This is a genomic window from Alcaligenes sp. AB3, assembly GCF_031844565.1.
GTDB lineage: Bacteria > Pseudomonadota > Gammaproteobacteria > Burkholderiales > Burkholderiaceae_B > Alcaligenes > Alcaligenes faecalis.
This window is the reverse complement of the sequence record NZ_JAUZVM010000012.1, coordinates 21,386-34,537: the sequence shown is the minus strand read 5'-3', so window position 1 is coordinate 34,537 and position 13,152 is coordinate 21,386. Positions and strand designations below refer to the sequence as shown.

Here is a 13,152-nt window from a genome sequence, read left to right as displayed (position 1 = left end):
CTATGAACTTTTCCTCACCAAGGCGAGAGATTGCTCGGCGATAACCCGCTCTTCGTTGGTGGGAATGACCAGGACCTTGACCCGACTGTCGACTGTCGAAATGACGGCTTCCCCAGCCTGATTGCGAACCGGATCAATCTCCACCCCCATCCACTCCAGGTGCCTGGCGATGCCTGCACGAATGGATGGGCTGTGCTCGCCAATCCCCGCCGTGAACACCAAGGTATCCAGGCCCTTCAAGGCCACGCACAAGCCCGCCAGATTCTCTGCCGTGTGATAGCAGAAGTACTCCACTGCCAGCTTGGCACGAGGGTCATCCGAAGCCTCCAGCGCGCGCATATCTGCCTGATCACCGGACAGGCCTTTCAAACCGGATTGGGTATACAGCACAGACTGAATCTCGTCGTGCTCCATGCCCTGCTCCAGCATCCACAAGACCACACCGGCATCCAGACGCCCTGGTCGTGTGCCCATCGGCAAGCCATCCAGCGCCGTAAAACCCATGGTGGTGTGAACGCTGCGGCCTTCTTTCAGAGCGCAAGCCGATGCGCCGGAACCCAGGTGGGCAACGACAACACGCCCATCGACCAGCTCGGGCATTTCGCGGCGCAGGTGCTGGGAAATATAGTGATAGGACAAGCCGTGAAAACCATAGCGGCGCACGCCCTGCTCAAAAAAACGCTCCGGCAAGGCAAAATGCTGCAAATACGGAACATGCCCTTGGTGGAAAGCCGTATCCAGACATGCAACCTGGAAAATTTCCGGGTAGTGTTCAAAGATCACGCGGACAGGGGCCAGATTGTTTTGCTGATGCAGCGGTGCCAAGGGCGACAGGCTGTCCAGATACTCCAGCACCTGCGGCGTCAGGGGCACACTGCTGTCGTAGCGGGCGCCCCCGTGCACAATGCGGTGGCCAACCGCAATAGGCCGACCATCGACATGCTCCAGCAACCAGCGTGCCACCAAAGCCTGAGCCGTATGCAAGTCCTTGGCCTGCTCGCCATCCAGGTCCTGCTTGACCATGGATTGACCTTGCGCATCCTTGACCTTGAACGCAGGCAGGCTGCTGCCAATGCCCGAAACCTGACCGCCAAATTCAAAGTCCAGCTGGTCGCCCGGCTGAACCTTGTACATATGAAACTTCAGGCTGGAACTGCCTGCGTTAATGACCAGAATCTGCTCGCTCATGAGTGCTTGGCCTCCACAGCCACTTTACGCTCCAGATAACCTGCGTAAATGCTGGCGACGGCGCACGATGCCATGCGGGTCTGGGCGCTATCAGCACGGCTGGTCAGAATAATCGGCACACGAGCGCCCATCACAATGCCGGCAGCCTGCGCACCAGACAGGAAAGTCAGGTTCTTGGCCAGCATATTGCCGGCTTCCAGATCGGGCGCCACCAGAATCTGTGCCTTGCCAGCGACGGGCGACACAATACCCTTGATACGCGCCGCTTCGGGGCTGATGGCGTTGTCCAGTGCCAGGGGGCCGTCCAGCACTCCACCCGTAATCTGGCCACGGTCAGCCATCTTGCACAAGGCAGCGGCTTCCAGTGTGGTGGGGATTTTTTCCGTCACCTGCTCGACCGCAGACAGGATAGCGACCAGCGGTGTGCCTAGGCCCAGACCGTGGTGCAGATCAATGGCGTTCTGCACGATATCTGCCTTGGTGCTCAGGTCGGGGAAGATATTGATGGCGCCATCCGTCACGAATAAGGGTTCGGAATAGCTGGGCACATCCATGATGAACACATGACTCAGGCGGCGGCCCGTGCGCAAGCCTTTGCCCTGGGTGCAAAGCACGGCCTGAATCAGTTCATCCGTATGCAGGCTGCCTTTCATCAGCAACTGCGCGCGTCCGGCCAGTACTTCTTCGACGGCGCGCTCTGCCGAGGCATGGCTGTGAGGGGTATCAATCAAGGTTACCCCTTCCAGGCTCAAACCATGCTCTGCCGCCACGGAATGCAAACGGGCCTGCGGGCCAACCAGCGCGATCTCGAACAGGCCTTGAGCCCGTGCCTGCAAGGCGGCTCCCAGAGACACATCGTCGCAGGGATGAGCCACCACACAAATCCGGCTGTGTTCTTTGCGAGCTTGCTCGATCAAGCGGGAATAATGACTGGAAGGCCCAGTGCGATCCACGGCGGCCGTATCCAGGCCAGCAGGGTGATTCATGATAGATGACTCCTTGGAGATGAACGAAGCTAACCCAACACTAAACCATTTATCTGCCCGCATGTCTTTGATTGCGAACAGGGAAACTTCAATAGTTTGCCCATCATTCTTTTAAGCGCGCCAAGAACGAGGCATAAAGATTCAATATTTAAAAAAAATCCGGTTTTGCAAAGCGCAAACCGGACTTTTATTTTTATGGCTGTTTATTCATCACGATAGCCCAGATCCGCCAGTATCCGGGCCGGATGTTACAGGCCTAATTCACTCAGGCTGGGATGCTCGTCGGGGCGTCGCCCCAAGGGCCAATGGAATTTGCGCTCGGACTCGGTAATGTCCAGATCATTAATGCTGGCATGGCGCACTGCCATATAGCCATTCTCATCAAACTCCCAGTTTTCATTTCCATAACTGCGCCACCATTGCCCGTATTCATCTTGCCATTCGTAGGCAAAACGCACGGCAATTCTATTTTCATGCCAGGCCCAGAGTTCTTTAATCAAACGGTATTCGCGTTCTTTTTGCCATTTGCGTTCTAAAAAAGATTGAACCTGATCGCGTCCCTGTGGAAATTCGCTGCGATTGCGCCAGCGCGTATCCACGGTATAAGCCTGCGAAACCTTGACTGGGTCGCGGCTATTCCAGGCATCCTCGGCAGCACGCACTTTCTGGCGAGCACTCTCCAGATCGAAAGGTGGCAAGGGAGGACGTTTATCCATAGTGATCTCCTAGAAAACAAGAGTGGACCAGACAGTCTAGCGGCAAAACGTAAGCAGTCTCTTACTGGCCGGTATCGGCCCAGGGTGCTTGTTCAAATCCGGCAACCAGAAAGTCGATAAAGGCTTGCACTCGAGCCGAGCGGGACCGACCCGGAGGCGTCAGCAGATGCAAGGTCAGGCTGGGTAGATCCCATTGCGGCAATACGACCTCCAGTTGCCCTTGCTCGACCATATCGCCCAGCAGAAACTGGGGCAGCACGCTAAGCCCCAGGCCCTGGAGCAAGGGTGGGATCAAAGCTTGAGCGTTGTTGACTTGCAAGGCGCAGGGCACGGTTTGGGAGTAATACTCTTCCCCTTGCTGAAAGCGCCAGACACTACCACGACGCTCGTAGGCGTAGCGCAGGCTCATATGCTGGGCCAGGTCACTGGGGTGAGTGGGTCTGCCGTACTTGGCCAAGTAACTGGGGGCTGCGACCAGGCGCAAGCGCAGATTGCACAGGCGACGCACCAGGAGGCTGGAGTCATCCATGGTCGAGATACGCAAGGCCATGTCGAAGCCTTGTTCAACAATGTTCACCTGGGCGTCGTTAAAGTGCAGGTCCAGCAGAACGGCCGGGTGCTTTTCCATGAAGGCTGGCAGCAAAGGGGCCAGATGCTCCAGCCCGAAAGACATGGGAGCAGCAATTTTGATGCGTCCTTGCAGGCTTTCTTTCTGGTCGCGTGCCAGGGCTTCGGCGCTTTGTCCGGCCGCCAGAACGGCCTGGGCCTGCTCCAGGCTGGCTTGCCCGGTTTCTGTCAGGGACAGGCGTCGGGAGGTGCGGTGAAACAGCGATACGTGCAGCTGTTTTTCCAATCTTGTGATTGCCTTGGAGACAGTGGGCTGGGACAGACCCAGCACTTCGGCTGCCTGGGCAAAAGAGCCGGTCTCCGCCACGGTGGCGAAGATGGCCCATGCCTGTAGATCAGGAAGTGTTTTCATGTCAATTTTGGAATGAATTCTATGCTATTGATTCTATTTTATTCAATCAGCTAGACGCTTAGAATTCTTTTTAGTATCCAATATTAAGGAGCGCATCATGATTGAACATCGGCCTTTTAATGAACTGGGCGGCGCCAACCACGGCTGGCTGGACGCCAAGCACCATTTTTCTTTTGCCAATTACTACGATCCCGCTCGCATGAGCTGGGGTGCCCTGCGTGTCTGGAATGACGACACGATTGCGTCCAACACCGGGTTTCCGCCTCACGATCATGCCGATATGGAGATCATTACGTATGTGCGTGAAGGGGCGATCAGCCACCAGGACAGTTTGGGCAACAAAGGTCGTACGGAAGCGGGCGATGTGCAGGTAATGAGTGCCGGCACGGGTATTCGCCATGCGGAGTACAACCTGGAAAATGGCACGACGCAGATTTTCCAGATCTGGATTCAGCCAGAGCGTCGTGGTTTGCCGCCTGCCTGGGGTGCCAAGCCTTTCCCCAAGGATGAGCGTTCGGGGCAGTTTGTCGCCCTGGCCAGCGGTTTTGAGGGTGACGCAGAGGCTTTGCCGATTCGTGCCCAGGCCCGTGTGCTGGGAGCGACCTTGAAGAAAGGTCAAAGCACGACTCTGTCTTTGCCTGCCGAGCATCTGGCTTATCTGGTGCCCGCCACAGGGCGGGTTTCGGTAAATGGTCTGGAGTTGAATGCCCGTGATGGGGCGGCGATTCGCAATGAAACGACGCTGGAAATTCAGGCGCTGGAGGATGCGGAGCTGGTGCTGGTTGAGACGGCGCAGTAATTGCGGAAGGGCTGTTTTGAAGATGGGGGGGGCCGTTTGAGCGCTCCCCCCGCTTCTTTTTGCTGTTCTGGTGCTCTGAAAATAAACGCAGGTAAGAGAAGATATATGTCTTTTTAAGGTCATATGTCAGCTCGGAAATTAAACAACCCAATAGAACGCTTGGGTTGCCTTGCCGTTTGCTGGCGTAATGTCGTTTGTTCAGTACTCCACCTTGGCAGAAAGACGCCACTTGGAGCCCTGCCTGGGTGTCCGGGCTGAGCACTTGCCGGTGCTGCGCACCGGTGCCCTTGTCAGGAGATAGCTACGGGCGCACCCTGAACTCCCGGGGTGGTTCGTCCCCCGGACGAACCACAAGCGCCCCGGTCAAACAACAGGGCGCTTGCACCCCTACGCTATCTCCTGACCGCGGCAAGTACTCCGAATCGCCCCGACACCCAGGCAGGGCTCCAAGTGGCTGGCATCGTGAGCAATTTGAGGGCGAAACGTAACTGTAATGCCGCTCTATGAGCTAATTGATGATGGATTCAGGGGTATTTTTCGTGGCTCAATTTCCTGCCATGAAAAATACAGTTGGAGGTGGGCTGTCTCAACTGTCTGTTTTCGGTGTGGTTTTGAAAAGTATTCCTGATTTTTTGTTTAGCTTAGGTAAACAATCCTTCCCCTTGTCTGTCCTTCTCATTCTGCGCAGCCTTCCCTTAACGGAAACCGGCTCATAAAGCAGATCAAAACTTCCTCTTTTCTCTGATTAAACTGTTTGTTCTCAATCGATAAGCGTCTGCCCTGCAGCAATATCGTTACAATTGTTGTAACGCCAGTTTTCAACTCTTCTTAATGCACGCGAACACACCGTGTCCTCTCCCAACCAGTATTTCGTTCTGATCGTCCCTGCCTGCGCGGCATTGCTGGGCATCGCGATGATTTACTGCTGGAGCCGTCTACGCGATCACCGTTACCTGCTCTGGATTGCCTCGGGGTATATCTCCACGGCTATTCCTATGGGGATCCATAGCCTGATGCCCAATGAGCAACTCGCCCGCTGGACTCTGCCCTTGTCTGCTATGTATTTATATGGTGTCTGGGCCTTGTCTCATGGGGTCGCTTTACGTTTTGGCGGACGTGCTCATCCCAGATTGGCTGGAGTAATCGTCCTCGTCACGCTGGGGCTGCTTTTTTATTTTTCCCAGATTGATGATGATCTCTGGCTGCGTTTACAAATTCTGAACTGGGGCCTGGCCTTGTTGGTTGCTTTGCCCATCAAGTCGATCTTGTCCGGCAGGTCACGCACGATTCCTTTGGCAACGCTGTTGCGGGCCTCTTACCTGACAGCCTTGCTTTATGCCTTTGTTCGTGTATTTGCGCTGGCCACACTGATCCCTCGCGAGATGCAGCCAGAGCTGACCCGCTCCGGGTTTTGGCTCTTGATGCTGGCGACCAATATGTTCATCAGCATTTGGGTCGCGCTGGCTATTTTGACCAGTACGGCCATGTCGATTGTGCAGACGCTGGATCATGAGCGCAGCCGGGACCCTTTGACCCGTTTGTTGAACCGTCGTGCTTTTTTCGAGCAGGTCAAAAAACGGCTGGAGCTGTATGGACATAGCGGCTGGGCGGTCATGACCTGCGATCTGGACCACTTCAAGATGGTCAATGACACCTGGGGCCATGTGGCGGGCGATCGGGCCTTGAAGGAGTTCGGGGCCTTACTGGCTCGCACGGTTCGCCAGGACGATTTGGCAGCCCGCTTTGGGGGCGAGGAGTTTGTCTTGCTGATACGCAGCACCAGCTTGCATACCGCCGTGCTGGTTGCCGAGCGTTTGCGCAGCAGTGTGATGAATCTGCATATCCCGGCCACGGCGCATACGCTGACGGCCAGTTTCGGTGTGGTTCAGCTAAACAGCAATGGCGACATCAACCAGGCCATTGAGCAAGCTGACCGGCTTTTGTACGAAGCCAAGCATGCTGGCCGCAACAAGGTCGTTTGGAAGGCGTCCTGAGTTATTCCTCCTGCTTGCTGATACCCTTACAGTCTCTTTTTTCAAGACAGCCCCGTTAGATGCTGATTGATAGGACTATCACAGCAAAAGCCGGGGGCGTTCACGCCTCCCCAGGAGACCCCATGTCACTTACCGAACTTAGCGCCAGCGAACTGCTGGCAGGTCTGGAAAAAAACCAGTTCAGCGCCCGTGAGATTGCCGACGAGCTGCTCAAACAGTCACAAGAAATGGCCCATTTGGGCGGTCTGGCACATTTGGATTCAGAGCTGTTTTACCAGCAGGCCGATCAGTCTGACGCACGCCGCGCCCGTGGCGAAGCCTTGGCGCTGGACGGTGTGCCTTTGGTGATGAAAGACAACCTGAACACCACGGACATGCCCACCACGTCCAGCACCGGCGCCCTGCAAGGTCGCGTGCCGCTGAAAGATGCAGATGTAGTCGCACAATTGCGCAAGGCCGGTGCCGTGCTGCCCGCCAAGTCCGTGATGCACGAACTGGCTTTTGGGATTACGACCAATAACGCCACTACGGGCCCCAGTCGCAACCCTTATGATCCAAGTCGTATTCCCGGCGGCTCTTCCGGTGGCACTGCAACGGTTGTGGCAGCTCGTCAGTTCCCGGCTGGCCTGGGCACGGATACGGGCGCTTCGGTGCGTTTACCTGCCGCGCTTTGCGGCCTGTACGGTTTCCGTCCTACAGTGGGCCGTTATTCGGGCCAGGGCATTGTGCCTTTGTCCCCTACCCGCGATACAGCAGGCCCCATGACTCGCAGTCTGGCTGACATCAGCTTGCTGGACAGCCTGCTCTGCCAGAAGGCCCCCACTGTGATTGCCACTCCTTCCTTGAAGGAGCTGCGTCTGGGCGTACCCCGTGACAGCTTCTGGAAGGATATGGATGCCGGTGTGGCCGACGTGACCCTGGCGTTTCTGGATGATTTGCAAAAAGCCGGTGTCACGCTGGTCGATGTAGACCTGTCTCCGGTTCTGAAGATCAATGCCCGCGTCGGCATGCCGATTGTGCTGTATGAAACCTTGCAGAACCTGCCTTTGTACCTGGCCGAAAACAAGTACGACATTAGCTTGGACGAGTTGATTGCTGGCATTCACAGCCCGGACGTAAAAGAGATTTTTGATGCCATTACCGGCGACTACACCATCAGCCAGGAAGCCTACGAAGAAGCGCTGAATGTAGACCGCCCCCTGATGCAGCAAGCCTATGCAGACCTGCTGCGCCAGTCCAATGTGAGTGGCTTGATCTTCCCGACCAGCCCGCTGACCGCCTGCCCGATTGGTGATGATGAAACCACCATGGTGAACGGCAAGGCTGTGCCTACCTTCAACACTTACATCTCGCGTACCGACCTGGGTTCGAACCTGGGCGCACCGGGCATCTCACTGCCTATCGGTCTGTCAGGTGGTCTGCCAGTGGGGATGCTGATTGAAGCGGCTATCGGTGCAGATGATCAGTTGCTGGCTCTTTGCCAGGCGATTGATCCTTTGCTGCCAACGACACCGGCACCGGATTTGAGCAAACGGGCATAAACGACGTAAAGACGGATTAAGCAATCTGCAGGCTACTGCACCAGGCTGAATAGCAGGCCATGTCCCAATGCCCTCAGCCCAACAAAAAATAGGCCGACTCCCCAAGAGGTACGGCCTGTTTTTTAACACAGCATAAAATAGCGGATTGAAACTCCCGCCTGCGCGACAGCATCACCACTTCACAGCAAGCACACACCATGAATACACAGATTCTTTTATTGCGTGGTGTCATGCCCCGGATCAGGTCCGGGGCATTGATGACATCGCCTATATCGTGTGCGCAAGCCGGTATCGAGACCTGAAAGCCAACAATAATTTCATCGAGAAAAAGCTCAAGGTCGTTGCTACTACACGCAACTTCAATACGGTGAGCAAGCTGATTGCCTTGAGTATGGGCAATCACATAGAGATGCAATCCTCAAGTTAAGGCCTGTCGAGCAATATCCGCAACGGCCAACTCTTCGCTGGCCTCGGTGCGCAATCCGTCCTCCAGAAACCAGGCGGCTGACAAAGCAGCATGGGCCATCACCCATCTAAGCAAGCGTTGACGTTCCAGCCCAGTAACATCGATGACAACCGCCAACTGTCGCGCAAAGCGCGCTGGATCGGTGCTCGTTTTAAGGCCTGGGTTGCACAGCACATTAACGTAGTCGTAATAGTGCTCACCAATGACGCGCTTGGGATCTATCGCCAGCCATCCACGCTGCTCGAAATCGAGGATATTGCTATGGTGCGCATCCCCGTGCAGGATGACCTGCTCACGCTGATCACGCAGCAGCTCATTGGCCACTATTGCGCAGTCAGCCATAAGCCCGCCTTCCTGCTGTGCCATGGGTGCTAGCGACTTAAAAAAATCGCTCAAGGGCCGCAGATTTTCAGGCGGTGCCGAGGGTCTGTGCGAATGCAGTTGTCCGATGGTGTGGCAAATACATGCCGTCGCTGCATCATCCTCCCCTTCCAAAGCCATGCGTAATAGAACCCTTGAGCCCGTGGCACGCTCCATCAGTAGTGTTCCTGAATCCGGGTCGCGGGCATAAACATGTGCCGCGCCCTCACCAGCCCACCATTGCAGCACTTGCCCGCCGATGCGCTCGTCAAGGTCTCGTGTGATCTTGATCATCGCTGGCTGCCCCTCCAGCTTCCCGGTTAGGCGTACAGGCAGAAGATCACTGGTCGCGGTGCGGAAAGGCTGGCCGACGGCCTGAGCTCCCCAGCGCTGGAGAAAGGTATTGAATAGCTTGAGCGTGGACATCGACCTTGTCTTCGTAGAAGTTCATGTAGATGGAAAGAGATCCCGTTGCTCGATCATGACAGACCGCCCATGACCGAAAGCGGTCAGCTTAACCGAAGGTGCTCTGTCAATAAGAGTCCGAGCCCGGACAGTCCCAAAACCAGGGGGTTTCCCTTCCTCATGCTTCACGCCCCAGGACAAATATGTAACAGCCCGACCCTGGTGCTCTTGAAATTAGAAAAGTCGTCCCTATAATTAGCACTCGAAGGGGTTGAGTGCTAAAACGCCTCGTCCCCAAAATCGGACCAACAACTAAAGTCATCTTTAAACAGGAGTTTCTCCATGGCACTGCGTCCTTTGAACGATCGTGTGATCGTCAAGCGTCTGGACAACGAACGCACCACCGCTTCCGGTATCGTTATCCCCGAGAGCGCGACTGAAAAGCCCGATCAAGGCGAAATCCTGGCCGTTGGCCCCGGTAAGAAAACCGAGGACGGCAAGGTTCTGGCGCTGGACCTGAAGGTCGGCGACAAAGTTCTGTTTGGCAAGTACTCCGGCCAAGCCGTCAAGATCGACGGTGAAGAGCTGCTGGTGATCCGCGAAGAAGAAATCTTCGCCGTGATCGAATAAGTACCGCCAACGAAAATTCAATAGGATTCAAACCATGACCGCAAAACAAGTTTACTTCGGCGACGACGCACGTACCCGCATCGTGCGCGGCGTTAACGTTCTGGCCAACGCTGTTAAGACCACCATGGGCCCTAAAGGCCGTAACGTTGTTCTGGACCGCTCTTTCGGCGCTCCTACCGTTACTAAAGACGGTGTGTCCGTTGCCAAAGAAATCGAACTGAAAGACAAGTTCGAAAACATCGGTGCTCAACTGGTTAAAGAAGTTGCTTCCAAGACTTCCGACAACGCCGGTGACGGTACCACTACCGCTACTGTTCTGGCTCAAGCCATCGTTGAAGAAGGCCTGAAGTTTGTTGCCGCCGGCATCAACCCAATGGACCTGAAGCGCGGTATCGACAAGGCCGTGGGCGTTGTGGTTGACGAACTGCGTCAACTGTCCCGTCCTTGCACCACCAGCAAAGAAATTGCTCAGGTCGGTTCCATCTCCGCCAACAGCGACCACTCCATTGGTGAGATCATCGCCAATGCCATGGACAAAGTGGGTAAAGAAGGCGTGATTACCGTTGAAGACGGCAAATCCCTGGAAAACGAACTGGACGTGGTCGAAGGTATGCAGTTTGACCGCGGCTACCTGTCCCCTTACTTCATCAACAACGCTGACAAGCAAGTTGCTGTTCTGGACGATCCGTTTGTGCTGATTTTCGACAAGAAAATCTCCAACATCCGTGATCTGCTGCCCGTTCTGGAACAAGTTGCCAAGACCAGCCGTCCTTTGCTGATCGTTGCTGAAGACGTGGAAGGCGAAGCCCTGGCTACTCTGGTTGTGAACAACATCCGTGGCATTCTGAAGACTACCGCCGTTAAAGCTCCTGGCTTTGGCGATCGTCGCAAAGCCATGCTGGAAGACATCGCTATCCTGACTGGCGGTACCGTGATCTCCGAAGAAACCGGTATGTCCCTGGAAAAAGCGACTCTGGACGACCTGGGTCAGGCCAAGCGCATTGAAGTGGCCAAGGAAAACACCACGATCATCGACGGCGCTGGCAATGGCACCGACATAGAAGCTCGCGTGAAACAAATCCGCGTTCAGATCGAAGAGTCCACTTCCGACTACGACCGTGAAAAACTGCAAGAGCGCGTGGCCAAGCTGGCTGGCGGTGTTGCCGTGATTCGCGTTGGCGCTGCCACCGAAGTCGAAATGAAAGAGAAGAAAGCCCGCGTTGAAGACGCCCTGCACGCTACTCGCGCAGCCGTCGAAGAAGGTATCGTTCCTGGCGGTGGCGTTGCACTGATTCGTGCCCGCGCAGCTGTTGCCCAACTGAAAGGCGACAACACCGACCAAGACGCCGGTATCAAGCTGATCCTGCGTGCTATCGAAGCTCCTTTGCGCACCATCGTCTCCAACGCCGGCGAAGAAGCCAGCGTGGTTGTCAACCAAGTAGCCAGCGGCACCGGCACCTACGGTTACAACGCCGCTACTGGCGAATACGGTGACCTGGTCGAGCAAGGCGTTCTGGACCCAACCAAGGTGACTCGTACTGCTCTGCAAAACGCAGCTTCGATCGCCAGCCTGTTGCTGACCACCGAAGTGGCCGTAACCGAAATCGTGGAAGACAAACCTGCTCCAGCCATGCCTGACATGGGTGGCATGGGTGGTATGGGTGGTATGGGCGGCTTCTAAGCCACACATCAGCACCCCGATCCGGGCGGAAATTGATCACTTCTGCCCTGATCGCCACGCTTTTAGTACAAAAACCGGATGGATTTTTCCATCCGGTTTTTTTTCGTCCAAGCAAACCCCTATAATCAGGGCACTTCAATCAGCAGCTTCCTTCATGTCAGACTCTCCATTCAAAAGCAAAGGTGGTTTGGGCCGCCTGTTCAATGCCTTGCGCTACTCCGGGCAAGGCCTGGCCGCCGCCCTGCGCCATGAGGCTGCCTTTCGCCAGGAACTGGCACTGGCCGTCGTCCTGACGCCACTGGCATTCTGGCTGGGACAAACCCCGGCGGAGATTCTGGTCTTGCTGGGCACACTGATCTTTGTGCTGGTGGTGGAACTACTGAACTCGGCCCTGGAAGCCCTGGCCGACACGATTACCCTGGAGCACCACCCCTTGATCGGGCGGGCCAAGGATCTGGCCAGTGCTGCCGTGCTGCTGTCCCTTATTTTTGCTGGTGCCGTCTGGCTCAGCTTTTTGTATAGCCGTTTACTTTCCTGATTCCCATGACATTCATAGAAAAACTGAACCGTGCCTGGACGGACAACCAATCCATGCTGATGGTGGGTCTGGACCCAGACCCTGCCCGCCTGCCTTTGGAGCTGGCCGACAAACCCGGCGCGATTTACGAGTTCTGCAAAACGATTGTGGACGTCACCGCCGACTACACCTGTGGCATCAAACCGCAGATTGCCTACTTTGCCGCTCAGGGTGCCGAGGATCAGTTGCAAGACCTGTGCGACTACATTCGCAGCCGCTACCCTCACCTGCCCATCGTTCTGGATGCCAAGCGTGGGGACGTGGGTTCGACAGCCGAGCAGTACGCGCGCGAAGCCTTTGAGCGCTACCGTGCAGATGCCGTCACCGTCAGCCCTTACATGGGTTTTGACTCGGTAGAGCCGTATCTGGAGCACAAGGACAAGGGCGTGATCGTGCTGTGCCGCACCTCTAACCCCGGCGGCTCGGACCTGCAATTCATGGAAATGGCCGACGGCACCCCACTGTACTTGCACGTAGCCAGCCTGGTGGCAGAGAAATGGAATACGAACGGCCAATGTGCTTTGGTGGTGGGCGCAACCTTCCCTGATGAAATTGGCAAAGTGCGCGCCCGTATTGGTGACATGCCTTTGCTGGTGCCCGGCATTGGCGCGCAAGGTGGCGACGTGGTCGCCACGGTTGCCGCTGGTATGGACTCCCAAGGCAACGGCATGATGATCAACTCCTCGCGTGCCATTCTGTACGCCAGCCGTGGCGATGACTGGCGTGATGCCGCACAAGCTGCAGCAATTGCTACGCGCAATGCCATTAATGACGCACGCAACAAGCAGCGTTGATTGATGGCCCTCCCGGCTTGTCGAACAAGTCCGGGG

At 56.0% G+C, this 13,152-nt stretch carries 14 protein-coding genes; 8 read left to right on the top strand and 6 right to left on the bottom strand.

The window, feature by feature from the left end; genetic code table 11:
* From Q9R35_RS17455 to Q9R35_RS17440, 4 genes are all read right to left on the bottom strand, one after another.
* On the bottom strand, positions 1–1,188 hold the full coding sequence (locus tag Q9R35_RS17455; protein WP_197313536.1) for an acetate/propionate family kinase: 1,188 nt from the start codon (positions 1,186–1,188) through the stop codon (positions 1–3).
* The gene (locus Q9R35_RS17450) at positions 1,185–2,174 is read right to left on the bottom strand and encodes a phosphate acetyltransferase (RefSeq protein ID WP_311220199.1); all 990 of its coding nucleotides are present in this window, start codon (positions 2,172–2,174) and stop codon (positions 1,185–1,187) included. Before Q9R35_RS17450 ends, Q9R35_RS17455 begins: the two co-directional genes overlap by 4 nt.
* A 248-nt stretch (positions 2,175–2,422) precedes the next feature.
* Positions 2,423–2,890, bottom strand: coding sequence for a nuclear transport factor 2 family protein (locus tag Q9R35_RS17445; protein ID WP_042488755.1), 468 nt, complete (start codon positions 2,888–2,890; stop codon positions 2,423–2,425).
* A gap of 61 nt (positions 2,891–2,951) precedes the next feature.
* Positions 2,952–3,869 carry a LysR family transcriptional regulator gene (locus Q9R35_RS17440; protein ID WP_042488758.1) on the bottom strand — a complete coding sequence of 306 codons (918 nt, stop codon included), beginning with the start codon at positions 3,867–3,869 and terminating at the stop codon, positions 2,952–2,954.
* 97 nt (positions 3,870–3,966) lie between these two features.
* Between Q9R35_RS17440 and Q9R35_RS17435 the strand changes: the two genes are divergently transcribed.
* From Q9R35_RS17435 to iaaH, 4 genes are all read left to right on the top strand, one after another.
* Entirely contained in the window at positions 3,967–4,668 is a 702-nt protein-coding gene (locus Q9R35_RS17435; protein WP_042488761.1) for a pirin family protein, read from the top strand.
* A 515-nt stretch (positions 4,669–5,183) separates the two neighbouring features.
* The gene (locus Q9R35_RS17430; RefSeq protein ID WP_009454811.1) at positions 5,184–5,384 is read left to right on the top strand and encodes a hypothetical protein; all 201 of its coding nucleotides are present in this window, start codon (positions 5,184–5,186) and stop codon (positions 5,382–5,384) included.
* Positions 5,385–5,516: 132 nt separating this feature from the next.
* Complete coding sequence (locus Q9R35_RS17425) at positions 5,517–6,662, top strand: diguanylate cyclase (protein WP_042488765.1); 1,146 nt, start codon at positions 5,517–5,519, stop codon at positions 6,660–6,662.
* A 122-nt stretch (positions 6,663–6,784) separates the two neighbouring features.
* Entirely contained in the window at positions 6,785–8,203 is a 1,419-nt protein-coding gene (gene iaaH, locus Q9R35_RS17420; RefSeq protein ID WP_311220198.1) for an indoleacetamide hydrolase, read from the top strand.
* A 73-nt stretch (positions 8,204–8,276) separates the two neighbouring features.
* On the opposite strand, the gene Q9R35_RS17415 is transcribed toward iaaH, so the two are convergent.
* Together Q9R35_RS17415 and Q9R35_RS17410 are read right to left on the bottom strand one after the other, a co-directional pair.
* Positions 8,277–8,606: a hypothetical protein gene (locus tag Q9R35_RS17415; RefSeq protein WP_157664305.1), complete on the bottom strand. Its 330-nt coding sequence runs from the start codon at positions 8,604–8,606 to the stop codon at positions 8,277–8,279.
* Positions 8,607–8,621: 15 nt separating this feature from the next.
* On the bottom strand, positions 8,622–9,455 hold the full coding sequence (locus Q9R35_RS17410; protein WP_311220197.1) for an aminoglycoside phosphotransferase family protein: 834 nt from the start codon (positions 9,453–9,455) through the stop codon (positions 8,622–8,624).
* Positions 9,456–9,776: 321 nt separating this feature from the next.
* Between Q9R35_RS17410 and Q9R35_RS17405 the strand changes: the two genes are divergently transcribed.
* From Q9R35_RS17405 to pyrF, 4 genes are all read left to right on the top strand, one after another.
* Entirely contained in the window at positions 9,777–10,064 is a 288-nt protein-coding gene (locus Q9R35_RS17405) for a co-chaperone GroES (RefSeq protein ID WP_009454802.1), read from the top strand.
* Between the two features lie 34 nt (positions 10,065–10,098).
* Complete coding sequence (groL, locus tag Q9R35_RS17400; RefSeq protein ID WP_042488773.1) at positions 10,099–11,745, top strand: chaperonin GroEL; 1,647 nt, start codon at positions 10,099–10,101, stop codon at positions 11,743–11,745.
* 154 nt (positions 11,746–11,899) lie between these two features.
* On the top strand, positions 11,900–12,283 hold the full coding sequence (locus tag Q9R35_RS17395; RefSeq protein ID WP_042488775.1) for a diacylglycerol kinase: 384 nt from the start codon (positions 11,900–11,902) through the stop codon (positions 12,281–12,283).
* A 5-nt stretch (positions 12,284–12,288) separates the two neighbouring features.
* On the top strand, positions 12,289–13,116 hold the full coding sequence (gene pyrF / locus Q9R35_RS17390; protein WP_042488778.1) for an orotidine-5'-phosphate decarboxylase: 828 nt from the start codon (positions 12,289–12,291) through the stop codon (positions 13,114–13,116).
* The last annotated feature ends 36 nt before the right edge of the window (positions 13,117–13,152 follow it).